Raw genomic sequence first — 25,696 nt, forward strand, 5'->3', positions numbered from 1 at the left:
GGGCAGCCGGGCGTACCCGAAGGTTTGCCGTTGCGCGGCTGGCCGGTGCGGGCGGACGCGATCATCGTGGAGGCACCGCCAGTGCGAGGAGGTCCGCCGGTGATCCACGAGGTCGACGAAGCGCTGCGGCGGCTGGTGAAGGACGAGGCGCTGCGCGGCAGCGAAGTCGACGTCGCCTTCGACGCGCCGACCAAGGACTGGGCGGCTCGGCGGAACGCGCCCACCGTCAACATCTACCTCTACGACGTGCGCGAGGACATGCGCCGCCGGTCGCGGGGGTTGCTCAACGAGTACGACCAGCGCGGTGAGCTCGCGGCGCGGCACCTGCCGCCCAAGCACGTGAAGCTGTCCTACCTGGTCACCGCGTGGACCCAGCGGCCCGAAGACGAGCACCGCGTGCTCTCGGACCTGCTGCTCGGCCTGCTGCGCTACGAAGCCGTGCCGGCCGAGGTGCTCACCGGGTCGCTGGCCGAGACCGGGCTGCCGGTGCCGATGACCGTCGCGCTGCCGCCGCCGGAGGACCGCGCCTTCGCCGACGTGTGGACCGCGCTCGGCGGCGAACTCAAGCCCTCGCTGGACGTCGTCGTCTCCGCACCGATCCACAGTGGACGCGTCTACCCGGCCGGCCCGCCCGCCAAGGAAGGCCTCAAGCTGGACACCGGCGGCGGCGAGCTCATCGGGCACCACGTGGCCGCCACCGGGGCCGTCGAAGGACAGCGCCGGGTCGCCATGGCGCGCACCCACCGGAAGCCCCGGTGAGCCTGGAGTACCTGTTCGAGCGGCTGGCCCGGCTCGAACAGCGGATCCGCGACGCCGTCGACAGCCGCCGCGCGGCCGACCCGAACCCCGACGACCCCTTCCGCGGCCTGTACCTGTCCAACGAGACGATCGACGCGCTGCTGGACGGCCACCGCGAGCCGTTCACCCCGTTCACCGACTCCGTCCCGGGCGGCAGGCTGCGCCCGCTCGCCGAACGCGCCGGCCTCACCGGCGTAGACGTCGAACTGCTGCTGGTCGCGCTCGCTCCCGACCTGGACAGCCGGTTCGAGCAGTTCTACGGCTACCTCAACGACGACGTGACCCGCCGCCGCGCCAGCGCCGGGCTGGCCCTGCGCCTGTGCGGGATCCCCGAGGCCTCGGCCGCCGGCCGCGCCCGGCTCGACGCCGACTCGCCGCTGGTCACCTGCGGCCTGCTCGCCGTGGCGGAGGAGGACCGGCCGTTCCTCTCGCGCACGCTGCGGGTCCCCGACCGGGTGGTGAACCACCTGCTCGGCGACGACCGGCTCGCGCCCGAACTGGCCGGCTGCGCGCACCTGGGCACCGAGCTCGTCGACGTCCCGGGCCGCGACCGGCTCGCCCGCGCGCTGCGCGGCCGGGTCGGGCTCGTCTACCTGAAGGAACAGCCCGGCGGCGGGGCCGAAGAGCTCGGCGTCGGCGCGCTGGCCGAGGCCGGGTACCAGGCGCTGGTGGTGGACGCGGCGCGCTGGCAGGCCGAGCCCGGCCACGCCGAGCTGACCGCGTCGCTGCGGCGGGAAGCGCTGCTGCGCGGCGCCGGCATCGTGCTGGGGCCGGTGGAGGACCCGCGGCTGGAGGAGCTGGCGCACCCGGCGATCCCGCTGGTGGTGCACGGCACCGGCGCCTGGGACCCGCGCTGGAGCGCGACTCCGCCGCTGCAGCTCGACGCGCTGCCGCTGTCGGGCGCCGATCGTGCGGCGCTCTGGCGCGCCCGGCTCGACGGCAGGCTCGCGCCGGGCGTCGACCCGGGGGAGGCGACCGCGCACTTCGTGCTCGGGCCCGGCCAGATCGCCCGCGCCGCGAAGGCCGCGTCGGTGTCCGCGCTGGCCGACGACGGGCTGGTCCGCACGGACCACGTCTGCGCGGGCGCGCGCAGCCAGAACGCCGCCGGCCTGCAGCGGCTCGCGCGGCGGATCGAACCGGCCGTCAACTGGCCCGACCTGGTGCTGCCGGCCGGCGTCCTGTCCCTGCTGGACGAACTGGCGGCCCGGGCGCGGTACCGCGACCAGGTGCTCGACGCATGGCGGATGCGCCCCGGCGGCGGCCGCGGCCGGGGCGTCACCGGGCTCTTCGCGGGGGACTCCGGCACCGGCAAGACGATGTCCGCCGAGGTCATCGCCGCGTCGCTCGGGCTGGACCTCTACACGGTGAACCTGGCGACCGTGGTCGACAAGTACGTCGGCGAGACGGAGAAGAACCTCGAGCGGATCTTCACCGAGGCGTCCGGGGTCAACGGCGTCCTGCTGTTCGACGAGGCGGACGCGATCTTCGGCAAGCGGTCCGAGGTCCGCGACGCCCACGACCGGTACGCCAACATCGAAAGCGCCTACCTGCTGCAGCGGATGGAGACCTTCGACGGGATCGCGATACTGGCGACCAACCTGCGGGCGAACCTCGACGAGGCGTTCACCCGGCGGCTCGACGTCATCGTGGACTTCCCGCTGCCGGACGTCGAGCTCCGCCACCGGCTGTGGGACCGCTGCCTCGGCACCCGGCTGCCGCGCGGGGCGGACCTGGACCTCGGGTTCCTCGCCGAGGCCTTCGAGCTGGCGGGCGGGCACATCCGCTCGGCCGCGGTCACCGGCGCGTACCTGGCGGCCGAGGCGGGCCGTCCGGTGGCGATGACCGACCTGGTCGGCGCGGTCGCGCGCGAGTACCGCAAGCTGGGCCGGCTGTGCCTCGACCGGGAGTTCGGGCCCTACCTGGCGATGGTGACCGACGGCTGAACTGCCCGGAGGGGCAGCGTTCGCTGCCCGTCCGGACGCGCACCGCAGCCTGGCGCTCGCCGCGACGGCGGGGCAAGCTGGGACGTCGGCGGAGGGAGCGGACATGCGCGGGCAGACTCACGACAACGACCTCGACCCGAACCTGCGCCCGAAGGGCGACCGGATCGAGCGCGACGACCACGACCTGCTGGGCCGCGCGGCGGCGGCCGGCCGCACCGACGTCCTGGGGCCGGCGGGCCTGCTGGGCCTGCAGCGCGCGGTGGGCAACGCGGGGACGTCGTCACTGGTCGAGGAGGAGCGTTCCCCGGTCCACGACGTGGTCGGATCGGGCGGCGGCGCACCCCTGGACACCGCGACACGGGAGGACATGGAGGGCCGCTTCGGCGCGGACTTCTCCGACGTCCGGGTCCACACCGACAGCGCGGCGCACGACTCGGCGAAGTCGGTGAACGCCCAGGCGTACACGGTGGGGTCGAACATCGTGTTCCAGCGCGACAAGTACGACCCGGGTTCGGATTCCGGCAAGCACATGCTGGCGCACGAGCTGACGCACGTGGTGCAGCAGCGCAGCGGCCCGGTGGACGGGACGGACACCGGCGGCGGGGTGAAGGTGTCGGATCCGTCGGACCGGTTCGAGCGCGAAGCCGTGGCGAACGCGGACCGGCTGATGTCGACGCCGGCGCCCGCTGCCGCCGGGCCCGCGGTGCAGCGGTGCGAGGACGGCGGGCACGAGGAGCCCGTGCAGCGGATGACCGTCCAGCGCGAGGAAGAAGCTCCGGCCGCCGAAGAGGGCGAAGAGGAGAAGATGGCGCAGACGTACGTGCAGCGCGAGGAAGAGACCGAAGAAGAGGCCTGATCAGGCGCGCGCGGCCTGCGGGTTGACGGCTCAGCCGTCACCTGCAGGCCGCTTCGCCACGCTTCGGCTGCGGTGTTTCGCGGCCGTCCGGCTCACTCTTTCCCGTCGGGGCCGGTGAAGCCCGGGATCTCCACGTCCTTGCGGTACCGCTCGGCCGCGCCCGTGTCGGCGTCCTTGGAGCCCTTCTTGCTGTTGCAGGACGCGCACAGGACCTCGAGATTGCCCGGATCCGCGTAGAACTGCGAGCGGTCGCTCTGGCCCTTCGCCCGGCCCTGGGCGTTCCAGTGCCCGGCGACCGACTTCCGGTGGTCCAGCGCGTAGTTGTCGGCGTTGTTCGGCTTGACGCGGGCGGCGACGTGCGGGGCGATGCCGAGGAACGGGACACCCGGGCAGGTGAACGTCACCCCGTCCGGCCGCATCACCGCGGCGATCTTGGCCGCGTCGTGGCCGCTGTACTTGTGGGAACCGCCGTAGAAGACCGCGCGGACGTCGTGGTACTCGGGCCGCAGCGTCTTGCCGTCGATCGTGTACTGCGTCTGGTCGGCGCCGCCTTCGGCCGGGGCGAGTTCGGGGCCGCCGTTCGGGGTGTTGGCCAGGAACTTCAGCACCGGGAAGGTCGGGCGCCCCTCGGAGCTCTTGCTGCGGCCGCCGGCGGTGCGCTCCAGCTCGTACTGGAGGGTCACCCAGCCGTCCGCGCGGACGTCGGTGACCTTGGCGACCCGGTTGGTGGACTTCACGACGAACCGCTTGCCGAGGTAGACCTTCGCTTCGTCGACCGGCGCCATCGGGCCGAGGGGGAGTTCGCCGGTGTCGTCGGTCGGGTTGATCTCCAGGTGGGTCTTGAACTTGCCGTTGCTCGTCGGCACCAGGGCGATGGTCGTGAGCTGGTAGGTGTCCTTGATCTTCGGCAGGGCCGCCTCGACGGTGTGCTGGGTGGCGTTCGGCTTGCGCATCTCCGCGTCGGCCGCCTGCTTGGCCTGGGCCAGGGCCTGCTGCTTCTGACCGGCACTGCGCGGGTCCGGGACGCCACCGGGCCCACCGCCCTTCTTGCCCTTCAGCTTCGACCAGACCTTCTTGCCCGCCTTGACGATCGTCCCCACGACCGAGTCGATCACCTTGCCCACCGGGGCCTGGACCTTCTCCAGGATCGACTTGATCTTCTCCGAGATCCCGCCGAGGCCGAGCAGGCTGGCCAGGAACCCGAGCACCATCGGCAACGCCTTCGCCAGCGTCCGCTCGATCAGCCCGGCGACCGCGCCCGCGCCGCCGCGGGCGATGGACTCCACCGAGTCCAGCACCGAGTCGACGAACTCCTTGATCTGCGCCGCCTTGTCCACGAAGAACATCACGATGTCGTAGATCGCCTTGCAGGCCTTGATGAACGCCGCCGCCGGGTTGAGCATCGAGATGATCCAGGTGATGCCCGCCTTGACGATCTTCTCGATCACGAAGTCCTTGACCTGGCCGAGGACCAGCTCCTTCAGGTCGCCCAGTTTCTGGACCACCCAGCGCCACAGGCCCGGCACGCCCTCGGTGATGAGGATCTTGACGACGTCCAGGGTCTGTTCCAGCTTCGCGAGCACCGGTTCGGGGATGAACCGCAGGATCCGCGCGCGGACGCTCGCCCAGGTCAGGCCCAGGATCGAGAGCACCATCTTCAGGATGCCCTTGGCGTCCAGCGACTCCGGGATCTCGATGCCCGCGCTCGCCAGGTTGCCCAGCAGCCAGCCCTTCAGGCCGCTCTTGAGGTGCTCGACGATGTTCGCGCCGAAGTTCATCACGCCGGTCTTCACGGCGTTGACCAGGTTGCCGAGGAACTCGATCGGCTTCGCGATGATCAGCCCGACCGCGTTCGCCGCCCGCGACAGCACGCCGAGCAGCATGTCCTTCAGCTTGAGGATCGTCTCGATCGCGCCGCCGACGGCCTCCTTCGCCTTGCTCCACAGGCCCTTGTTCTCCGCCTGCAGCGTCTTGATCTCCTCGTCGACGGCGTTGCGGGCCTCGCTGTACTTCTGCGCCAGGTCCTCGACCAGCGCGTCCTGCTTCTCGTCGACGGACTTCTCGAGGTCGTCGAACTGCCCGCCGAACTCCTTCGCCGCCTCGCCCGCGATCTTGCGCAGGGCCGGCGACTGGGACGCGACCTTCTGCTGCACGCGCGTGCGGCCGTCGGCGATCAGCTGCTTCGCCTCGCCCAGCTTCTGCCCGACGAAGTCCGCGATGTCGCCGATGACGGCCTGCATCTTGACCTCGTAGACCTTCTTGGCCTCGAGGAAGAGGTTGTTCGCTTCGGCGGGCAGATCGGCGAACAGGTCGTACGCCCAGCGCGCCGCACCGGTGATCCCGTCGTAGCGCTCGTCCTTGTAGCGCTTCATGCGGGCCTGGTGGTCGGCGGTGAACGCGGCCTTGGCCTGCGCCTCGCCGGCCTCGAACTTCTTCGCGACCTGGTCGTCGAGGGCGCCCAGCACGCCTTCGACCTTCGTCTTGGTCTCGTCGAAGATCGCCTTGATCTCGCCGGTGATCCGGGCGCGGTCCTGTTCGTCCTTCGACTTCGTGGCCGACTTCGCGGCCTGGCCCTTCTGCCCGGCCGACGACCGCGCGCCCGTCATGCCCGCCATCGCGGCCTGCCCGGACGCCTGGGCCGCGCCGGTCACGGCGGCCAGCTGCCCGGCTTCGGACTCGCGCACCGCCGCCGGCGCCGAGGCCGTGTGCTGCTCGCCTTCGCGCTTCGCGGCCAGCGCGCCGGTGAACTCCGGTTCGTTGGACTCGGCCAGCTGCTGGTCGGTGACGCCCGCCGCGGCCATCGCGCCCTGGGTTTCGCACTGGTCGGCGCGCAGGTCGGTCTGCTCGGGCGGCGCCTTGTCCGGGGTCGCCTTGCGCGCGTCCGGCGGGGCCGGTGCGGGCGGGGCCGGCGCTTCCGGCAGCGGCGTCACCGGCTTTTCCACGGCCCGGCTGGGATCCGGCGGCTCCTTCGTCCGGTCGGTGACGTCCTTGGCCGAGGCGTCCTTGCCGCTGGTGACCTTGCCCAGCACTTCCGTCTTGACCTGGTCGGCCTTGCCGGAGGAGGCGAACTTGTCGGCCTCGTCGAGGTTCTTCGGCGCCTGCTTGGCGATCGCGGCGTTCACCGCGGCGATGAAGGCCGCCTTGTCGAACCCGGCCGGCTTCGCCGCCGCCATCTTGTCCGCCTGGGCGGCCTTGGCCTGGGCGTCCTTGTCGTCGGCGGGCGCCACCGCGGCGTCCTGGGCCTTCTTGACCTCCGCGCCGGCCGGGGGATGGGCCTTCGCCGTCTTGGCCTGGTCGCCGACGTCCTTCTTCAGCGAGCGGAACTTCGGGTCGGTGTCCGGGGTGACGCCGGGCGGCGCGACCGGGGGTGCGGGACAGCCCTGCCGCTGGAGCGCGACCAGTCCCGACACCGCCGCGTTGCCCGCCGTGGCCTGCAGGCGCAACAACGCGGGCGGAGCCGCCCGGCGGGCAGGTCCTGGCGGCCGCGCGGGCTGCCCGGACGGCTCCCGTGGCGCCTTGTCCCGCCCCGTTGGCATGGGTTCAACTGTCGGCCGTGCCGGACCGCTTGCCAACGGCCGGACGGGCGGGCACGGGTGCCCGAACGGGCAGTTGCCTTTAAGGGCAGAGATCGGTTCCCGCGCACCTAGCCGCACGGTCGTTCCGCGGAGAACGCGGTGGCAGCAGCATCGCCGAAGACAAGACTTGTGCGTCGACAAGGGAGGCACGCATGCCCACCTATCTCACGCCGGGGGTGTACGTCGAGGAGATCGAAGCCGGCGCACGGCCGATCGAGGGCGTGGGCACCGCAGTGGCCGCCTTCGTCGGCTTCGCGGCGGACGGTCCCTTCAACACCCCGACGCTGGTGTCCAACTGGGGCCAGTTCACGCAGACCTTCGGCGACTTCATGGAGGGCTGCTACCTGGCCCAGTCGGTCTACGGCTACTTCCTCAACGGCGGCACCAACTGCTACATCGTCCGCATCGGCGGTTCGCGCGCCCAGGACAACGGCGCCGGGCCGAAGCAGATCGAGGCCCGCCAGGCCGTGCTGGGCGGCTACCGCTTCGTCGCGAAGGAGCTGCCGGAGGGCAAGCCGGCCGGCGAGATCACCGTCGAGGTGGCCGACCCGACGGGCGACAACCCGGCCGAAGACCGGTTCACCGTGCTGGTCAAGCAGGACGGCAAGGTCGTCGAGACCCACAACGTGACGACCAAGCGCACCAAGGAGAACGTTGTCACCGCGGTGCGCGAGAAGTCCAGCCTCATCACCATCGAAGAGGTCGCCACCGGCGGCGCGGTCACGAAGCCCGACAAGGGCACCGCGGTGCTCTCGGCGCCGCCGAAGGAGCCGTCCGCCCCACCGGTCCCGCGCCGGGTCGCGGCCGACGACTACGTCGGCGACGTCGCCGACCGGACCGGCTTCGGCGGCCTGGAGGCGATCGACGAGATCACCATGGTCGCCGCGCCGGACCTGATGGCCGCCTACCAGCGCGACCTGATCGACCTCGACACGGTCAAGGCCGTGCAGCTGGCGATGATCGCGCACTGCGAGCTGATGGGCGACCGGATGGCGATCATCGACCCGCCGCCCGCGCTCAACCCCCAGGAAGTCCGCAGCTGGCGGATGGACGCGGCCGGCTACGACTCGAAGTACGCCGCGCTGTACTACCCGTGGGTGCAGGTCCTCGACCCGGCTTCGGGGACCAACACGTACATCCCGCCGAGCGGCCACATGGCCGGCGTGTGGGCGCGCACCGACGCCACCCGCGGCGTCCACAAGGCCCCGGCCAACGAGGTCGTCCGCGGCGCGCTCGCGCTCGAGACGCACCTGACCAAGGCGGAGCAGGAACTGCTCAACCCGATCGGCGTCAACTGCGTGCGGTCGTTCTCCGGCAAGGGCATCCGGGTCTGGGGCGCGCGGACGCTCTCGAGCGACCCGGCGTGGCGCTACCTGAACGTCCGGCGGCTGTTCAACTACCTCGAGGAGTCCATCCTCAACGGCACGCAGTGGGTCGTGTTCGAGCCGAACGACGACGCGCTGTGGGCGCGGATCCGGCGCACGATCAGCGCGTTCCTGGTCATGGAGTGGCGCAAGGGCGCGTTGTTCGGGCTCACCCCGGACGAGGCCTTTTTCGTCAAGTGCGACCGCGAGACCAACCCGGCCGAAGGCATCGACCTCGGCCAGGTGATCTGCGAAGTCGGCATCGCCCCGGTGAAACCGGCGGAGTTCGTGATCTTCCGGCTGGCCCAGATGTCCGGCGGCACCAGCCTCGTCAACGAATAGTGAAGGGGTTCTGACATGGCACTTCCCGATCTCGACAAGGCGGTCGGCCACTCCTTCGGGCTGGAAATCGACGGCGTCCAGATCAAGCAGATCTCCGAGGTCTCCGGCCTCAAGATGGAGCAGGACGTCATCGAGCTGAAGCAGAACACCGTCGACGGCAAGTACGTCATCAAGAAGCTGCCCGGACGGCCCAAGGCGGGCGAGGTCACGCTGACCCGCGGCCTGACCGAGGACAACAGCTTCGAGAAGTGGGTCAAGGACGCCCACTTCGGCAAGATGGCGACGGCCCGCAAGGGCGGCGCGATCATCGTCTACGACTACGAGGGCACCGCGCTCAAGCGCTACAAGCTCACCAACGCGTGGCCGAAGAGCCTGGAGATCGGCTCGCTGAAGGCCGGCGACACGAGCGTGCTCACCGAGAAGCTCGTCATCACCTACGAGCAGATGGAAGTCGAGTGAGCCGATGCGCAGGGTGATGGCTTCGGCGCCCGACGCTCCCGTGGCGTCGGACGAGCCGCGCACCGAGCGGCCGAAGCTGCGGACGGAGTTCGCGTTCGAGCTCCCGCGCGGGTACGTCGACGACGAGGGCAAGGTGCACCACTCCGGGGTGATGCGCCTGGCCACCGCCCGCGACGAGCTGATCCCGCTGCGGGACGACCGGGTGCGCGAGAACTCGGCGTTCCTGACGGTGGTGCTGCTGGCCAGGGTCGTCACCCGGATCGGCGACATCACCGACGTCCACGCGGGGATCATCGAGAACCTGTTCGCCTCCGACCTGGCGTTCCTGCAGGACATGTACCGCCGGGTCAACAGTGAGGGCCACACCAGGGCGGGCGTGGCGTGCCCCGAGTGCGGCCACGGCTTCGTCGTCGACGTCGCCGGTGGCCGCCTGGGGGAATCGTGACGTACGCGGCCGACCGGCTGCACGAGGAAGTCGCGTACGTCGCCTACCACCTGCACTGGTCCCTCGACGACATCCTCGACCTCGAACACCCCGACCGGTTGACCTACGTCGCCGAGATCGCCCGGATCAACACCCGGATGAGCCAGGGACGGTGACGCAGGAATGTGGTTCCGCAGGAAGGCTCCTGTGCCCGCCGCTGCTCCGGTCGCGTTGCCGGTGACGCGGGGGGAGTGGCGGAGCGTGGCGCCGATCCAGCGGGTGCTGGCCGAGCACCCGCTGGTCAACCCGGTGCAGCGGTTCAGTGCCGGGTTGACGTCCTGGCAGAGCCCGGCCTACCTGGAACCGCTGGGGCATCGGATCGGCCCCGCGGAGCCGGCCGGCGTCATCGCGGACCTGGCGCGGCCGGCGCCGCAGCCTTCGTTGCCGTCGCCGTCTCCGTCGCCTGCGATGCCTTTGGTCGAGCCGGGCCCTTCCCGGCCGCGGGGTGCCGCGGTGCAGCGTGTTCCGTCTCCCGAGGAACCGCCGCCGCCACTGGTGTTACCGGTCGTGCCGCCCGGCGAACCGGTGCGACCGCTGACCTCCGCGGCGGCGGTCGACGGGCCCCCGGTGCGGACGGTACAGGCGATCGCAGAACCGTCCCCTGTGGACGTTCCGGTCGCAGAGCCGGAGCCGGTGGTCCCGCTGCAGGTACCGTCGGCGGTCATCGAGACCGAGCCCGCTCCGGTTGCGGCGCCGCCGGAGCTGCCGGTCGTCCAGCAGGCGACGCCCAGGCGCTTGGGGCTGGGCGCGCCGATCCTGCCACCGTCCGGCTCGCCGCCGTCGGTGCAGCGCGCGGACGAGGCTTCGCCGGTCAACACATTCCGTCCGCTCGAGACCACGGAGCCGCCCGGACCCCCGGGCGGCTCGACGAGTGTTTCCGCCGAGACGCGGGAGCTGGTCGAAGGTGGGGCAGAGGCGGTGGCGCGCGGGCCGGAATCCACGCCGTTGCCCCTGGCTCACGACGGTTCGGCCACGCCGTTGCCGCCGGCCCGCGACGCTTCGGCCACGGCGTTGCCGCCGGCCCGCGACGGTTCGGCCACGGCGGAGCCGGTGACCCGTGGGCTCGATCCCACGCCGTTGCCGGTGGCGCGGGTGCTCGATGGGGCGGCAGAGCCGGTGGTGAGGCGGGGGCCCGAAGTTCCGCCGCCTGCTGTTGACGCCGGTCGTGCGGCTGAGCCGCTGCCGGTGGCCCGTGCGGTTGACCAGCCGGTGAGCCGGGAGTCCGAACTTCCGCCGCGGCCGGTGGTCGAGGATGCCGCGCCGTCGGTGGAGGATGCGCCGCTGCCCGTGGCTCGCGTCACCGAAGACGCGGCGCTCCCGGTGACGCGAGCCCTCGAATCCACGCCGCTGGTGGCACGCGCGGTGGACGGTGGGGCGAGTTCGGCTGGGCCGTTGCCGGTGGCTCGGGCTGTCGATGGTGGGGCGGGCTCGTTGGCGGGCTCGGCTGAGTCATTGCCGGTAGCTCGCGCCGCCGAAGGCGCGAAGGCCTCGAAGGCTGGCTCGGCTGCGCCGCTGCCGGTGGCTCGGGCTGTGGATAGTGGGGCGGGCTCGGCTGCGCCGCTGCCGGTGGCTCGGGCTGTGGAGGGTGAGGCAGCCTCCTTGGCCGGTACGGCTGCGCCGTTGCCGGTTGGCCGGGTTGCCGATGGTGGGGCGGGCTCGGCTGCGCCGCTGCCGGTGGCTCGGGCTGTGGATAGTGGGGCAGCCTCCTTGGCCGGTACGGCTGCGCCGTTGCCGGTTGGCCGGGCTGTCGATGGTGGGGCGGGTTCGGCGGGGCCGCTGCCGGTATCCCGGGCTGTCGATGGTGGGGCGGGTTCGGCGGGGCCGCTGCCGGTATTCCGGGCTGTCGATGGTGGGGCGGGCTCGGCTGCGCCGTTGCCGGTTGGCGGGGTTGCCGATGGTGCGACAGGCACCGCTGCGCCCCTCCCGGTGGCTCGGGCTGTCGAGGATGCCGTGGCTACCACCGCGGGCACGGCTGCGCCGTTGCCGGTGGCTCGGGCTGTCGATGGCACGGCAGGTACAGCTGCGCCGTTGCCCGCGGCCGGCGCCGCGGAAGGTGGGGCGGGCTCCGCTGCGCCGTTGCCGGTTGCTCGCGCGGTCGATGGTCGGGCGGGCTCCTTGGCAGGCTCGGTTGCGTTGTCGCCCGTGACCGGCGCCGCAGCACCGTTGCCGGTGGCTCGGGCTGTCGAGGATGCGGTGGTTTCCACCGCGGGCACAGCTCCGTCGTTGCCGAGAGGCCGGACTGTCGATGGCGCGGCTGAGCCGTTGCCCGTGATCGGCGCCGCGGAAGGTGGGGCGGGCGCCGCAGCATCGTTGCCGGTGGCTCGCGTTGTCGCGGGAACAGGCTCCTCGGCCGGTGCGGGTGCGCCGTTGCCGGTGGCTCGGGCTGTCGACGGTGCGGTCGCCTCCACCACCGGCGGAGCTGCGCCGCTGGTGGTACCTCGCGATGCCGATGGCGTGGCGGGGGCGGCTGCATCGTTGCCGGTGGCTCGCGTTGTCGCGGGAGCAGGCTCCTCGGTCGGCACAGCAGCGCTGCCGGCGGCCCCCGCTGCAGCGCCGCTGCCGTTGTCCCAGGCGGTCGACGGTGCCGTGGCCTCCACGGCGGGCACGGCTCCGCCGCTCCCAGTGGCTCGAATCATCGAGAGTGCAGTGGGCCCGAAGGAAAGCACGCCGCGGGCGGCCGACACAGCCCTGCCGGTGGCCCAGACCGTCGACAGCACGCCTTCACTTCCAGTCGCCCGCACGGTCGACGGCTCGGCCACCCCCGCCATGCCGCTGCGGGCGGAACGAGCCGACCGCGGGCCCGAAACGCTGCCCGTCGCGAGGATCGCCGAACCCGAGCGGCCTCCCGTCATCGAGTCACCCGTCAGCCAGACCGTTCCCCCGGTCGTCGTCGCACGGCAAACCGAGGCACCGGTACAAGCACCCGCGGCACAACCTGCTGTCCCGGAAACCGACGAGCTCGTCAGGAAGCTCTTCGACCCCCTGCTACGCCGCCTCAAGACCGAACTTCGTCTCGACCGTGAGCGCCGGGGTGCGCTCACCGATCGCCCGCACTGAAGGAGGAACCGCCGATGCCGGATACCGATGAGGCCGTTGCCGTGTGCTATGTCGTCAAGCTGGACGACAAGAACCTCGGCAACCTCGGCGCCTTCTCCAGCTGCGACGGCCTCGGCTGCGAATTCGTCATGGAACAGCGGGAAGAGGGCGGCAACAACGGCATGGTCTGGCAGCTGCCGACCCGGATCAAGTACTCGAACATCAAGCTCTCGCGGCCCGTCACCGAGGCCAGCGCCCAAATCACGAAATGGTTCGCCAGCCTTGCGAGCGGGATCGAACGCAAGACCGCCACCATCGAAGCCCGCACCCTCGAAGGCACCGTCATCGCCAGCTGGGCGCTCGAAGGCGTCGTCCCGGTGCGGTGGAGCGGGCCGCAGCTCTCGCCCGACTCGCCCAAGGTCGCCACCGAGACCCTCGAACTCGCCCACCACGGCTTCCTCAGCCCGGCGAAGAAGGCCTAGCCATGTCCTCACCCGTCACCTTCACCTCGGCCGGCTCGCAGCCGCCCGCCGCCTATGGTTCCGGGGAACCCGCGCCGAACAACCTGCAGCGCGCCTTGCTGGAAGTGCGGAAGCCGCCGCAGTCCGGGGGGACCGGGCAGCCGCCCGGCGAAAAGATGTTCGACATCAAGTTCCAGTTCAACCCCAAGGAACTGTCGCTGAGCAAGAACGCCAAGTGGGGCCGCGACGCGCAACCGAACGCCAAGAAGAGCGCGCCGCCGCAGTTCAAGGGGTCGGACCCGGCCAAGCTCGCCCTCGAAATGTTCCTCGACGCCACCGACAAGATGGACGACGCCGTCGTCAAGAAGGTCGAGCAGCTGTTCACCTGCTGCGTCGCCACCGAGGACAGCCGCCAGCACAACAAGCCGTCGCCGCCGTGGGTGATCTTCAAGTGGGGTGGCATGACCGGCTTCCCCGCCTACGTCGCCAGCGTCACGGTGAAGTACACGCTCTTCACGCCGTCGGGGACGCCGGTACGCGCCGTCTGCACGGTGAACCTGGAGGAGATCTCCGGCGAGCTGGGCGGCCAGAACCCGACGTCGGGGGCGCTCGCCGCGCGGGACACGCACGTGCTCGTCGCCGGGGATTCGCTGCCCTCGGTGGCGTTCCGGGCCTACGGGGACGCCGGGCGGTGGCGCGAGATCGCCGACGCCAACGACATCGACGACCCGATGCGGCTGCGGCCCGGCACCCGGCTGCTGGTGCCCGCGCTGGAGGAGCTCGATGGCTAACGAGACCTTCACGAACACCCTCGTCGTCGAGGTGGAGAGCACGCCGCTGCCCGACGACGTCAAGGTCATGCTCAGCTACGCCTACGTCGACGACAGCCGCAACCTGCCCGACACGTTCGTGCTGCGCTTCCGCGACCCCGGCGGCGTCGTGCTGGAGAAGGGCAAGTTCAAGGTCGGGGCGAAGGTCAAGCTCAAGGTCCAGACGTCGGACCCGGAGAAGCCGCAGGACCTGCTCTTCGGCGAGGTCACGGCGGTCGCCATCGACCTGGACCCGCACGGCACGTTCACCGAGGTCCGCGGGTACGACCACGCGCACCGGCTGTTCCGCGGCCGCCGCGTCGCCGCCTACCCGAACATGACGATCGCGGACGTCGTGCGCAAGGTGACCCAGCGCGCGAACATCCCGGCCGGGAAGATCGACAACGTCAAGGGCTTCGGCGGCCGGCCGAACACCCAGCTGTCCCAGGACAACGTCAGCGACTGGGAGTTCCTGTCCCGGCTGGCCGAAGCGGTCGGGGCGCAGATCGCCGTCCGGGACGGGAAGCTGAACTTCGAACTGCCGGAGAAGCCCTCCGGCGCGCCCTCGACCACCACCAAGGCCACCGCCGACCCGCTCGTCCTCGAGGCCCACCGGACGCTGATCGGCCTGCGCGCCAGCGTCACCGCGGCCGAGCAGGTCCCCGAGGTGCGGGTCAACGGCTGGGACTACGAGAACAAGCAGCAGGTCTCGGCCACCGCGACCCCGAAGAACGCCGGCACCGAGGTGGCGGACGTGGACCCGGTGGCGCTGGCCGGCAAGTTCGCGAGCCCGCCCTTCCTCGACGCCGCCGCGCCCCGGCGCACCCAAGGCGAAGCCGACGCGACCGCGAAGGCACTGGCCGACCGGCTCGGCAGCGCCTGCACCGAGCTCGACGGCGTCGCCAAGGGCAACCCGAAGCTGCGCGCGGGCACCGCCGTCACGCTCACCGGCGTCGGCAAGCCCTTCTCGGGCAAGTACACGCTGACCAGCACCCGGCACCTGTTCAACGCCGACGTCGGCTACACGACCGAGTTCACCGTGTCCGGGCGCCAGGAACGCTCGCTCTACGGCCTGGTCGCGGGCGGCGCGAAGAACGCGTCGTGGCCGGGGGTCGTGCCCGCGGTGGTGAGCGACCTCAAGGACCCGGCGAAGCTCGGCCGCGTCAAGCTCACGTTCCCGTGGCTGGACAAGGACTTCGCCAGCACCTGGGCGCGCACGGTCCAGCCCGGCGCGGGCAAGGACCGGGGCGCGGTGGTGCTGCCCGAGGTCGGCGACGAGGTCCTGGTCGGCTTCGAACACGGCGACTTCGAAGCGCCCTACGTGCTCGGCGGCCTGTACAACAACAAAGACGCCGCGCCGTCGAAGTTCACCAAGCCCGTCGTCGACGCCAACAGCGGCGAGGTCGCCGTCCGCGGGTTCGTCTCGCGGAAGGGCCACAAGCTCGAGTTCGCCGAGGACGACGGGATCATCCTGTCCTCCGGCGACGCCAAGTTCGTGGTCAAGATCGACCAGAAGAACCAGGTCATCGAGGTGACCAGCGGCAAGAGCGTCACGGTGAAGGCGCAGAACGGCGTGAGCATCGACGCCGGCACCGGGCCGCTGGAGCTCAAGGGCCAGAAGGTGTCGGTGAAGTCCCAGACCGACGCCAGCATCGAGGCATCCGCCCAGCTGAAACTGAGCGGCACGGCCGGCGCGAAGCTCGAGGGCGCCACCGTGTCGGTCGCGGGCCAGGGCCAGACGGAGCTGACCGCCAGCGGTGTCGTCACCGTGCGCGGCAGCGTGGTCAAGATCAACTGACGGGGGAATGCGCATGCCACCAGCCGCGAGGGTCGGCGACCCGACCGGGCACCCGGGCGTCATCGCCGGCCCGGGCGTGCCGACCGTGCTGATCGGCGGGATGCCCGCCGCGAACGTCGGGACGCTGCACACGTGCTCGTTCCCGCCGCCCGCGGTGCACCCGCCGACGCCGATCGCGCCGCCGGGCTGCCCGACGGTGCTCATCGGCGGCATGCCGGCGGCGCGGATGGGTGACATGGCCGCCTGCGGCGCCCCGATCGTCATGGGCTGTCCCACCGTCATGATCGGAGGCTGACGTGGATTTCCTCGGCCGGGGACTGGCGTTCCCGCTGCACACCGACGCGACCGGCTCGATCGCGCTGGTCGGCGGCGAGCGCGAGGTCGTCGAAAGCATCCGGCTGATCCTGGCTACCTCGCCGGGCGAACGCCCGATGCGCCCCGAGTTCGGCTGCGCGGTGCACGACCTCGTGTTCGCGCCGGCCGACGCGGCGACCGCCGGGCAGATCGCCTACGAGGTCCGGATCGCGCTGGAGCGCTGGGAGCCGCGGGTCACCCTCGACGACGTCGTCGTCAGCTTCGACGAGGCCGACCGGGGCACCCTGCTGATCGACATCCGCTACCGGCTGCGCGGCACCAACGACCCGCGCAACCTCGTCTTCCCGTTCTACGTCATCCCGCCGCACGACTCGGGCGAGGACGGTGCCTGATGTCCATGCCGATGCCCAACCTCGACGACCGCCGGTTCCAGGACCTGGTCGACGAAGCCAAGTACCTGGTGCAGCGTAACTGTCCGGAGTGGACGGACCACAACGTCTCCGACCCCGGCGTCACGCTGATCGAGACGTTCGCGCAGATGGTCGACCAGCTGCTCTACCGGGTCAACCGGGTGCCCGAGCTGCACTACCTGCGGTTCCTCGACCTGATCGGCGTCCGGCTGTTCCCGCCCGCCGCGGCGCGGACCGACGTGACGTTCTGGCTCTCGGCCGCCCGCGACGTCCCGGTGGTCGTCGCGGCGGGCAAGCAGGTCGCGAGCGTGCGCAACGAAGTCGAAGACCCGGTGGTCTTCACCGTGGAGCACACGCTGAACATCGTGCCGTGCTCGCTCGCGCACCTGGCGACCAGCACGGCCGACACCGGCCTGCCGCCGGTCGACCGCACCGACGAACTGCTCGTCGGCGGCGGCCCGGCGGTCTTCTCCGAGACGCCGGCCCCGGGCGACGCCGTCCTCTTCGGACTGTCGGACGCGGTGCCCGGCTGCGCGGTGCTGCTGCGGCTGAACTGTGAGGTCGAGGGCCAGGGCGTCGACCCGCGTGACCCGCCGTGGCTGTGGGAGGCCTGGGACGGCACCGGCTGGGCGGCGTGCGAGGTCGACCGGGACAGCACCGGCGCGTTCAACCGGGCCGGCGACATCGTGGTGCACGTCCCGCACGGGCACACGATGTCGGTGCTCGCGCGGCAGCGGGCGGGCTGGCTGCGGTGCCGGCTGGTCGAAGCCAAGCAGAACCAGCCGTTCTACCAGCGTTCGCCGCGGCTGCACGCGGTCGAGGCCTCGACCATCGGCGGCACGGTCGGTGCGGTGCACGCCGAGATCATCCGCAACGAGATCGCCGGGACCTCCGACGGCACCCCGGGGCAGCGGTTCCCGCTCGGCCGTCCCCCGGTGGTCGTCGACGAGGGCGAGCTGGTCGTCGAGGTCTCCGGCCCGGACGGCTGGCAGCAGTGGACGGAGGTCCGCTCGTTCGCCGACTCCGGCCCGGACGACCGGCACGTGATGCTCGACCGCGTCGGCGGCGAGGTCGCGTTCGGGCCCGCGGTGCGCCAGCCCGAAGGCGGCCTGCGGTACTACGGGGCCGTCCCGCCCAAGTCCGCCGCGATCCGCGTGCCCGAATACCGGTCCGGCGGCGGGCGGCGCGGCAACGTCGCCCGCGAGGTCCTGGAGGTGCAGCGGGACCCGATCCCGTTCGTGAGCAGCGTGGTGAACCGGCGTCCGGCGATCGGCGGGGTGGACGGCGAGTCGGTGCGGGACGCGGCGCTGCGCGGGCCGCTGCTGCTGCGCACCCGCGACCGCGCGGTGACGGCCGAGGACTACGAGCAGCTCGCCCGCGAAGCGGCCCCGGAAGCGGCCCGCGTGCGGTGCATCCCGGCGCACGGCCCCGACGGCCGCGAGACCGGCGCGATCCGGGTCCTGGTCGTGCCGGCGGTGCCCGACAGCGGCGAGCTCGCGTTCGCGACCCTGATGCTGGACCCCGGCATGCGCGCCCGGATCGAGCGCTACCTCGGCGAGCGGCGGTGCGTGGGCGCGCTGGTGTCCGTGGAACCGCCGTTCTACCAGGGGGTGACGGTGGTTGCCCGGCTGCGCGCCCGGCGCCGCACGACGGCGGGCGCACTGGGCGCCCGGGCGAGCCAGGCCCTGTACGACTACTTCAACCCGATCAGCGGCGGCCCGGACGGCGACGGCTGGCCCTTCGGCCGCCCGGTGCAGTCGGGCGAGGTGTTCGCGGTCCTGCAGCGGCTGCCGGGGGTGGAGCTGGTGGAGGACGTGCGGCTGTTCGCGGCGAACCCGATCACGCGGGAGCGGGGCGAACAGGTCGATCGGCTGGACCTGCCGCCGAACGCGCTGGCGTTTTCGTTCGGGCACCAGGTGCGGGTGCGGGAGGCGGGCGCATGAGGACGGGCATTGCGGGGCTGCGGGGTTCGGGCCGGGTGGGTGTGTGGCGGACCGCGGGCCCGAGCACCGGCGACCAGGTCGGTGCGCGGCTCGTGGTGGTGGGCGCATGAGGACCGGCATCCCCGGCCTGCCGAGCCCCCACCCGATCGGCGAGCAACTCCCCGCCGTGTACGCCGAGGATCGGTTCGTGCAGGGGTTCACCGGTGCGCTCGACGAGGTCATCGCGCCGGTCATCTCCACTTTGGACAACTTCGCGGGTTACCTCGATCCGGGGGTGGCGCCCGCGGACTTCGTCGGCTGGCTGGCGCACTGGGTTGCGCTGCGGGTCGACGAAAGCTGGAGCCCGGAACAGCTGCGGCAGCTGGTCACGCGGTCGGTCGAACTGCACCGGTGGCGCGGGACGCGGCGCGGGCTCGCCGAGCACGTCGGGCTGCTGACCGGCGGTGTGGTCGAAGTGACCGACAGCGGCGGGGTCGTCGCCGACCCGCAGCCGGGGGCGCCGCTGCCGGATCCGGGGCCGCCCTGGGTGCGGGTGCTGGTGCGGGTGCCCGAGCCGGCGCGGGTCGACGTGCGGCGGCTGACGGCGACGGTCGTGGATGCGGTGCCCGCCCACGTGCGGGTCACGGTGGAAGTGCTGGAGGGCTGAGGATTGGTCATCTACGCGGAGTGCGGGCACCAGGGGCCCGCCGACGTCGAGTTCTGCGGCGAATGCGGCCGCTACCTGAAGTGGGACGACGACGGCCCGGTCGCGGTCAAGGCACCGCCGGTGGTGCAGCAGCAGCAGGTCGTGCAGCCCGCCGAGCCGATCGCCCCGGTCCGGCAGCCGGTGCAGCAGACCGTCGAAGAGCAGGTCCTCAACCCCGGCGACCTGATCTGCGGGAAGTGCGGCAAGGGCAACGCGCCCACCCGCAACTTCTGCAGCCGGTGCGGCGCGCCGCTGGCCGAGGCCGAGGTCGTCAAGACGTCGTGGTGGCGACGGCTGTTCGGCCGCAAGCCGAAGGCGCACAAGGCGGGGGCGCGGCCGGGCAAGGACGGCGTCCGCCGCCGGACCGGGCGGGCCGGGGCCGCGCGCCGGACCGTCGGCAAGGTGATCCGGCGGGCCGTCGCGGTGGCGCTGATCTTCTCGGCGCTGATCTACGCCCTGTACCAGCCGTTCCGCAGCGCGATCAACACCGCGGCGGTGGGGCTCTGGAGCCAGGTGACCGGGATCTTCGAGGCCAAGCTGAACCCGATCCACCCGATCAAGGTGAGCGCGACCGCACAGGCGAACGGACACGCGGCTCCGCTGGTCACCGACAACGCCAAGAACACGTTCTGGGCGGCCCCGGCCGACCGGGAACAGGTGCTGGTGTTCACCTTCGACCACCCGGCGGACCTGCGGAAGGCGATCGTGTACTCCGGTGACGCGGCGAACTTCCCGGCCGCGCACCGGCCGCAGAAGCTGCACCTGGTGTTCTCGACCGGCAAGACCTACGACATGGTGCTGGCCGACACGCCGGACTCCCAGGAAGTCCCGATCGAGAACAGCGAAGGCGCCACGAGCGTCGAGCTGCACGTGACCGGGCTGTACCGCTCGCTCAACGGCACGGACGTCGCGATCTCCGAGATCGAACTGTTCGAAGCCGGCTGACACCGAAGTTTCTTGGGGAGGACCGACCATGCGCGCGAAGCGAGCGGTGGCGGGCAGCGCGGTCGTCGCGGTGCTCGGCGGCTGGGCGATCAGCGGAGCGCTCACGCCGACCGAAGCGCAGGCACCGGCACCGGTGGCCGCGCCGTACCGCGTCGGGTACGTCAGCGCGGCCACCACCGGCCTCTACCAGGCGACCGGCGAAGGCGCGGTGCCGGCGTTGCCGCGCGGTGTCGGCAGCGTCGACTCCGACGCGTCCGCGGGCACCGGCGGTCTCGTGTGGGTGAGCCACCGCGCCGCGACCGCCGGTGGAGCCGAGCGGGACGGCGAGCTGTTCTACCTCCCCGACGGCGGCCAGGTGGCGCGGCCGCTGACGAACGACGACGCCGTCGACAGCCACCCGGCGCTGTCGCCGGACGGCCGCACGGTCGCCTTCGCCTCCGAACGCGCCGGCAGCCGGAAGCTCTTCGTCGTCGGCGTGGACGGCCGCGGCCTGCGCCAGGTGACGACCGGGCCGGCCACCGACGACTCGCCGAGCTGGTCGCCCGACGGCACCCGCCTCGCGTTCAGCAGCACGCGCGACGATCCGGCGGGGGACGTCTACACCGTGCCGGCCGGCGGCGGGACGCCGACGCGCCTGACCGCCGACCCGGCCGCCGACACCCAGCCCGCGTGGGGCCCGTCCCGGATCGCGTTCACCACCACCCGCTTCCACCCGGCCGGCGACGTCGCGCTGGTCGCCGAGACCGGCGGCGCGGTCACCCGCGCGGTCCCCGACCCCGGGGACTCCGCCGAGCCCGCGTGGTCGCCCGACGGCACCCGGCTGGCCTTCACGACCCGGGCGCAGGACCCGCTCGGCGACGTCAAGCAGATCTCCGGCGGCCGGGTGTCGGTCATCTCGGCCCTGGCGTCGATCGGCGAGACCGAGCCGGCGTTCCGCAGCACCGGCCAACCGCTGTTCACCGAGCTGCGTTCGGGCACCACCACGGACATCTGGAGCGCGGACGCCACCGGCGGCGACCGCCGCGACCTCACCCACCGCCCGGGTGCCGACGAGTTCGACCCGGCGTTCTCCGCCGACGGCGCGCAGCTGGCCTACACCCAGGCCGGCCCCGGCGAGGCGTCGGGGGAAACCGAAGTCGTCGTGGCCAACGCCGACGGCAGCGCGCCCCGGTCCCTCACCGGCCCGCGGGACGGCGCCAAGCACGAGCAGCACCCGGCCTGGTCGCCGGACGCTTCGATGATCGCGTTCGCGAACACCGCGTTCCGGGGCGAGGACCAGCAGGACACCGTCCGGATCGCCCGCGTCGCGGACGGCCGGATCCTGGGCGAGATCCCGATCCCGCCGTACCTGCGCGGCGACGACACCCAGCCGGTGTGGTCGGCCGACGGCACGAAGGTCACGCTGACGCGCGCGGCCTCGCGGGTCGCGCCGCCGCCCCCGGGGCGCGTGCAGCCGACGGTCGTGGACATCCCGGTCGGGCAGGGCTCGTCGGCGGCGATCGCCAAGACCGTGCCGACCGACAAGGTGCCCGCCCGGCCGGACATCGTGCTGCTGATGGACCAGACCAGCTCGATGGGCACCGCGCTGGGGAACATGCAGACCGGCCTGACCCAGGTCATGGGCACCCTCAGCACGGCGCAGCCGGAGGCCCAGTACGCCGCCGTCGCGTTCGGCGACCGCGACGACGTCGTCGACGCGAACAACCCCAACGGCCGCCTGTTCCAGGTGCAGCAGGACCTGACGAAGAACCAGGACGCCGTGAAGGCCGCCTTCACGAAGATCACGCCGTTCGGCGGCGGGGACGTCCCGGAGGACTGGATCCACGCCCTCGACCGGATCGCCTCGGGTGCCGTCTCGTTCCGGCCGGACAGCAGCAAGATCATCGTGCTGGCCGGCGACGCGCCCAGCCACGACCCGAGCGGCGTGCCCCACCAGCCGACCCAGGGCGTGACGCTCGCCCAGGCGATCGAGCACCTGAAGGCCCAGGGCATCCGGGTGGTCGCGGTGTCGGCCGGGAACGGCGGCGGTGGCCTGGATGCGACCGGCCAGGCGACCCAGCTGGTGAACGCGACCGACGGCGTCATAGCGAGCACCGATCCGGGCAACCTCAGCACCGTCATCACCGAGAAGATCGGCGACCTGCTGGTGCGGGTGCAGCCGGTGCCGTTCTGCGACCCCGGGCTGACGCTGACGTTCACCCCGGAAGGGACCCAGCAGGTGCCGGGCGGCACGAACGCGACCTTCACCGAGTTCGCGGCTGTCGCGCCCACCGCGCCCGTCGGCGCCTTCCTGCACTGCCGGGTGGAGTTCCGGATCGACGGGGAGAACTTCGTCCGGCCCGGCTACACCGAGGACGTCACCGTGCGGGTCAAGGACCCGCGGCTGCCGCTGATCACCGTGCACGACAAGACCGTGACCGGGACCGCCCCGACGGTGATCGAGTACTCCGCGACCGCGGTCGACGCCGACCGTGAAACGCAGCTGACCCCGTTCTGCACGCCGTCGTCGGGCAGCCTGTTCGCCGTCGGTGCCACCACCGTCACGTGCACGGCGACCGGCGCGGGCGGCACCGCGACCGAGACCGCCGTGATGTCCGTCGACCCCGGCGGGGACCGGCAGGAGCTGTGGCAGGTCGCGCTCGAAAGCGGGCCGGACAGCGTCGTCGCGGGGATCCAGCGGGATCTCTCGCCGTCCTTCGGGACGGCGTGTGCCGGACGGCACGGCTCGGCGGACGTCTCGCCCGACGGCGTCGCGCTGGTGTTCCAGAGCGACCGCCGCCGGCTCTGCGTGGCGCCCGCCGACGGCGGGGCCGCGCGGGTGCTGGTGCCGGACACCGGCTCCGTCGACGATCCCGCCTGGTCGCCGGACGGCGCGCTGATCGCCTTCCACAGCGTGGCCGGGGAAGCCCGGCCGGTCATCCAGGTCGTGCCCTCGGCCGGCGGCACCCCGGCGGTGCTGATCGCCGGCCCTGGCGGCGCCGCGCAGCCGGCGTTCCAGCGGATCGCCGACGTCGGCGTGACCGCCACCGCCGTCCCGGCCACCATCCCGTTCTCCGGGCTGACGACGTTCGAGTTCGTCGTCACCAACCACGGTGTCGCCGCGTCGCCCGCCGTCGGGCTGTTCGTCCGGCTGACCGCCGGGCTGCGGCCGCAGGCGCCGATCACCAGCGTGGGCACCTGCACGCCGGACCTCGTCTGCACCTTCGGCACGCTCGCGCCCGGTGCGCAGGCGCGGGTGCGGTTCAGCGCCACCGGCGCCGAACCCGGGACGCAGGCCGCGACCGGCACGGTCACCACGGCCGGCCAGGACGCCGACGCGCGGGACAACTCCGCCACGGCCGTGGTCACCGTCGGCGCGAAGCCGGTGCCCCCGGTGACGCCGGGCTCTCTGTCGGTGGGGCTGGCCGTGTCGGCGGTCCCGCTCTTCGCCGGCGGCGACGACGTCGTGCTGACCTACCTGGTGCACAACGGGTCCGGCGCGCCGATGCCGAACGTCCGGCTGGTCACCCAGCTGCCGCCGCAGCTGCCCGCGACCTCGGCGTCACCGGGGTGCGCGCCGGGTGGCGGCAGCTGTGCCCTCGGGACATTGGCGCCCGGCCAGACCGTCGAGATCCGGATTTCGCTGGCGGCCAAGGCGGCGGCGGATTCGCCGGTGTCCGGCACGGTCAGCACGACCGGACCGGACAACAACGCCGGGGACAACACGGCCGGCGCGCGGGTGGTGATCCGGCAGCCGGTGGTGACCGTCGACCCGGGCGTCGCCCCGCTCGGCTCGGTCCCGCGGGTGACGGGGACGGACTTCCCGCCGGGCGCGACGGTCCGGCTCGCCTGGTCGGCCGGGATCTCCGCGACACCCGGCCTCGCCACGGTGGGCGTCGACGGACGGTTCGAGACGCAGTTCCTGGTCTTCCACCACGACCTGATCGGGCCGCGCACGGTGACGGTCGCCCCGGTGAGCGGACCGAAGTTCGGCACGGTGCAGTCGGCCCCGGTCCTCGTGGTCCTGCGGACGGAACAACCCCCGTTCATCAGCCGCGGCTGAGCCGCACCCGAACCCACTGCCCATAGGGGCAACCACCGGCGCACGGCCGCACACCCGTCCGCTGGTGCCGGACCCGCGACACGAAAGGGAGACTTCGCGCATGGGAGCAACGGCGACGCTGTCCGAGGCCGGCCTGGTCGCGGAACCCGGCCAGGAGACGAGCTGCACGGTGACCATCCGGAACGCCGGGCAGGTCGTCGACCAGTTCACGGTCGACGTCGTCGGCGACGCGAGTGGCTGGGCCACCGCGGAACCGGCGACGGTCAACCTCATGCCGGGGGAGACCGGGACCGTCACCGTGCGGTTCGCGCCGCCGCGGTCCTCCGACGTCCCGGCCGGCACGATCCCGTTCGGTGTCCGGGTGTTCTCGAGCGAGGACCCCGCCGGCTCGGTCGTCGAGGAGGGCGCCGTCGAGCTCGGCGCCTTCACCGACGTGACCGCCGAGATCGTGCCGGGCAAGGTCGAGGGCAGCTCGAAGGCCGACTTCGAGGTCGCCGTCGACAACCGCGGCAACCGGCCGGTGGTCGTCGAGCTGAGCACGCTGGACCCGGAGGACGAGCTGGACTTCCGGCTCGAACGCGACCGGGCCGAGCTGGCGCCGGGCACCGCCGCGTTCGTCCGGCTGCGCACCAAGCCGCGGAAACGCTTCCTGCGCGGGCAGTCCGTCCGGCACCGCTTCCAGGTGTTCGTCGTCGCCGACGGCGCCGAGCCGCTCAAGACCGAAGGCACCATGGTGCAGCGGCAGCTGCTGCCGAAGTGGCTGCTGCCCGCGCTCGCCGCGCTGCTCGTCCTGCTGCTGGCCCTGCTGACGCTGTGGTTCACCGTGCTGCGGCCGGCGGTGAAGTCGGCCGCGCGGGAGGCAGCCGAGGAGCAGAACCAGGAGATCGTGAAGGCGGCTCAGGACGCCGGCGCCGGGGCCGACCAGGCGAAGAAGAACGCCGACCAGGCCAAGCAGAACTCCGAGCAGGCGATGAAGGCCGTCGGCCTGACCCCGCCGGGCGACAACCCCGCGCCCCCGGGCTCGGGTCCGGGTGGCACGCCCCCGACCCGCGTCTCGAACGCCGCCGCCGACGGCACGCCGACGGACTTCCGGGTGGCCGCCGACGCGCGGATCGACTCGAACGTCAACCGCTTCGCCGAGTTCCCCTACACCCTGCCGGACGCGACCAAGACGCTGGTGATCACCGACCTGATCCTGCAGAACCCGCGTGGTGACACCGGAACCCTGCGGCTGCTGCGGGATTCCGGCGGCACCAAGACCGTGCTGCTGGAGGTCGGGCTCTCGAACTTCCGCGACCTCGACCACCACTGGCTGCAGGCCTGGCGGTTCCAGCCGGGGGAGAAGATCGTGCTCGCGGTCAGCTGCCAGAACGCGCCCGACCGCGGCCGCTGCACCCCGTCGGTGTCCTTCTCCGGCCGGGTCGAGTGAAC

19 protein-coding genes are annotated in these 25,696 nt (G+C 72.4%); 18 read left to right on the forward strand and 1 reads right to left on the reverse strand.

The features are described 5' to 3' along the window. Positions 1 to 99 precede the first annotated feature (99 nt). From BLW76_RS25170 to BLW76_RS25180, 3 genes are all read left to right on the forward strand, one after another. Entirely contained in the window at positions 100 to 759 is a 660-nt protein-coding gene (locus tag BLW76_RS25170; protein WP_091311544.1) for a Pvc16 family protein, read from the forward strand. Then, complete coding sequence (locus BLW76_RS25175; protein WP_091311546.1) at positions 756 to 2,741, forward strand: ATP-binding protein; 1,986 nt, start codon at positions 756 to 758, stop codon at positions 2,739 to 2,741. The genes BLW76_RS25170 and BLW76_RS25175 overlap by 4 nt, the downstream gene beginning before the upstream one ends. 103 nt (positions 2,742 to 2,844) lie before the next feature. Further along, a complete protein-coding gene (locus BLW76_RS25180; protein WP_091311548.1) occupies positions 2,845 to 3,597 on the forward strand; it encodes an eCIS core domain-containing protein in 753 nt (250 codons plus the stop codon). 92 nt (positions 3,598 to 3,689) lie between these two features. Here BLW76_RS25180 and BLW76_RS25185 read toward each other — a convergent pair whose 3' ends face one another. After that, positions 3,690 to 7,133, reverse strand: coding sequence for a phage tail protein (locus tag BLW76_RS25185; RefSeq protein WP_244170297.1), 3,444 nt, complete (start codon positions 7,131 to 7,133; stop codon positions 3,690 to 3,692). Between the two features lie 191 nt (positions 7,134 to 7,324). On the opposite strand from BLW76_RS25185, the gene BLW76_RS25190 reads away from it, so the two are divergent. The 15 genes from BLW76_RS25190 (at position 7,325) to BLW76_RS25260 (ending at position 25,694) form a co-directional block, all read left to right on the forward strand. Beyond that, positions 7,325 to 8,878 carry a phage tail sheath family protein gene (locus BLW76_RS25190; RefSeq protein WP_091311553.1) on the forward strand — a complete coding sequence of 518 codons (1,554 nt, stop codon included), beginning with the start codon at positions 7,325 to 7,327 and terminating at the stop codon, positions 8,876 to 8,878. A 15-nt stretch (positions 8,879 to 8,893) separates the two neighbouring features. Beyond that, a complete protein-coding gene (locus BLW76_RS25195; protein ID WP_091311556.1) occupies positions 8,894 to 9,337 on the forward strand; it encodes a phage tail protein in 444 nt (147 codons plus the stop codon). A 4-nt stretch (positions 9,338 to 9,341) separates the two neighbouring features. Continuing rightward, a complete protein-coding gene (locus tag BLW76_RS25200; RefSeq protein ID WP_091311558.1) occupies positions 9,342 to 9,782 on the forward strand; it encodes a hypothetical protein in 441 nt (146 codons plus the stop codon). Continuing rightward, complete coding sequence (locus tag BLW76_RS25205; RefSeq protein ID WP_003098516.1) at positions 9,779 to 9,937, forward strand: DUF6760 family protein; 159 nt, start codon at positions 9,779 to 9,781, stop codon at positions 9,935 to 9,937. The genes BLW76_RS25200 and BLW76_RS25205 overlap by 4 nt, the downstream gene beginning before the upstream one ends. A gap of 85 nt (positions 9,938 to 10,022) precedes the next feature. Then, on the forward strand, positions 10,023 to 12,878 hold the full coding sequence (locus BLW76_RS25210; RefSeq protein WP_244170298.1) for a hypothetical protein: 2,856 nt from the start codon (positions 10,023 to 10,025) through the stop codon (positions 12,876 to 12,878). 14 nt (positions 12,879 to 12,892) lie between these two features. Then, positions 12,893 to 13,339, forward strand: a complete 447-nt coding sequence (locus BLW76_RS25215; protein ID WP_091311562.1) for a phage tail protein — start codon at positions 12,893 to 12,895, stop codon at positions 13,337 to 13,339. A 2-nt stretch (positions 13,340 to 13,341) separates the two neighbouring features. Beyond that, positions 13,342 to 14,109, forward strand: coding sequence for a CIS tube protein (locus BLW76_RS25220; RefSeq protein ID WP_091311564.1), 768 nt, complete (start codon positions 13,342 to 13,344; stop codon positions 14,107 to 14,109). Beyond that, positions 14,102 to 15,925, forward strand: a complete 1,824-nt coding sequence (locus tag BLW76_RS25225) for a VgrG-related protein (protein WP_091311567.1) — start codon at positions 14,102 to 14,104, stop codon at positions 15,923 to 15,925. The genes BLW76_RS25220 and BLW76_RS25225 overlap by 8 nt, the downstream gene beginning before the upstream one ends. Before the next feature lie 13 nt (positions 15,926 to 15,938). Further along, positions 15,939 to 16,220 (forward strand): PAAR domain-containing protein, encoded by a 282-nt coding sequence (locus BLW76_RS25230; RefSeq protein WP_091311569.1) that lies wholly within the window; start codon positions 15,939 to 15,941, stop codon positions 16,218 to 16,220. Position 16,221: 1 nt separating this feature from the next. Beyond that, positions 16,222 to 16,632: a GPW/gp25 family protein gene (locus BLW76_RS25235; RefSeq protein WP_091311571.1), complete on the forward strand. Its 411-nt coding sequence runs from the start codon at positions 16,222 to 16,224 to the stop codon at positions 16,630 to 16,632. Beyond that, the gene (locus tag BLW76_RS25240) at positions 16,632 to 18,593 is read left to right on the forward strand and encodes a putative baseplate assembly protein (protein ID WP_091311573.1); all 1,962 of its coding nucleotides are present in this window, start codon (positions 16,632 to 16,634) and stop codon (positions 18,591 to 18,593) included. The genes BLW76_RS25235 and BLW76_RS25240 overlap by 1 nt, the downstream gene beginning before the upstream one ends. 106 nt (positions 18,594 to 18,699) lie before the next feature. Further along, complete coding sequence (locus tag BLW76_RS25245; protein ID WP_091311575.1) at positions 18,700 to 19,239, forward strand: phage tail protein; 540 nt, start codon at positions 18,700 to 18,702, stop codon at positions 19,237 to 19,239. Positions 19,240 to 19,242: 3 nt separating this feature from the next. Beyond that, a complete protein-coding gene (locus tag BLW76_RS25250) occupies positions 19,243 to 20,223 on the forward strand; it encodes a zinc ribbon domain-containing protein (RefSeq protein WP_091311577.1) in 981 nt (326 codons plus the stop codon). Between the two features lie 28 nt (positions 20,224 to 20,251). Then, positions 20,252 to 24,265 carry a VWA domain-containing protein gene (locus BLW76_RS25255; protein ID WP_091311579.1) on the forward strand — a complete coding sequence of 1,338 codons (4,014 nt, stop codon included), beginning with the start codon at positions 20,252 to 20,254 and terminating at the stop codon, positions 24,263 to 24,265. Between the two features lie 100 nt (positions 24,266 to 24,365). After that, the gene (locus tag BLW76_RS25260; RefSeq protein ID WP_091311581.1) at positions 24,366 to 25,694 is read left to right on the forward strand and encodes a COG1470 family protein; all 1,329 of its coding nucleotides are present in this window, start codon (positions 24,366 to 24,368) and stop codon (positions 25,692 to 25,694) included. Positions 25,695 to 25,696: the final 2 nt, after the last annotated feature.

It is taken from the genome of Amycolatopsis tolypomycina (assembly GCF_900105945.1).
GTDB classification, from domain to species: Bacteria; Actinomycetota; Actinomycetes; order Mycobacteriales; family Pseudonocardiaceae; genus Amycolatopsis; species Amycolatopsis tolypomycina.

Coding starts and splice junctions, on each gene's coding strand:
- BLW76_RS25240 (WP_091311573.1), top strand. CDS start 16,632: ATGTCCATGCCGATGCCCAACCTCGACGACCGCCGGTTCCAGGACCTG.
- BLW76_RS25225 (WP_091311567.1), top strand. CDS start 14,102: ATGGCTAACGAGACCTTCACGAACACCCTCGTCGTCGAGGTGGAGAGC.
- BLW76_RS25230 (WP_091311569.1), top strand. CDS start 15,939: ATGCCACCAGCCGCGAGGGTCGGCGACCCGACCGGGCACCCGGGCGTC.
- BLW76_RS25190 (WP_091311553.1), top strand. CDS start 7,325: ATGCCCACCTATCTCACGCCGGGGGTGTACGTCGAGGAGATCGAAGCC.
- BLW76_RS25260 (WP_091311581.1), top strand. CDS start 24,366: ATGGGAGCAACGGCGACGCTGTCCGAGGCCGGCCTGGTCGCGGAACCC.
- BLW76_RS25180 (WP_091311548.1), top strand. CDS start 2,845: ATGCGCGGGCAGACTCACGACAACGACCTCGACCCGAACCTGCGCCCG.
- BLW76_RS25245 (WP_091311575.1), top strand. CDS start 18,700: ATGAGGACCGGCATCCCCGGCCTGCCGAGCCCCCACCCGATCGGCGAG.
- BLW76_RS25195 (WP_091311556.1), top strand. CDS start 8,894: ATGGCACTTCCCGATCTCGACAAGGCGGTCGGCCACTCCTTCGGGCTG.
- BLW76_RS25185 (WP_244170297.1), bottom strand. CDS start 7,133: ATGCCAACGGGGCGGGACAAGGCGCCACGGGAGCCGTCCGGGCAGCCC.
- BLW76_RS25200 (WP_091311558.1), top strand. CDS start 9,342: ATGCGCAGGGTGATGGCTTCGGCGCCCGACGCTCCCGTGGCGTCGGAC.
- BLW76_RS25255 (WP_091311579.1), top strand. CDS start 20,252: ATGCGCGCGAAGCGAGCGGTGGCGGGCAGCGCGGTCGTCGCGGTGCTC.
- BLW76_RS25220 (WP_091311564.1), top strand. CDS start 13,342: ATGTCCTCACCCGTCACCTTCACCTCGGCCGGCTCGCAGCCGCCCGCC.
- BLW76_RS25215 (WP_091311562.1), top strand. CDS start 12,893: ATGCCGGATACCGATGAGGCCGTTGCCGTGTGCTATGTCGTCAAGCTG.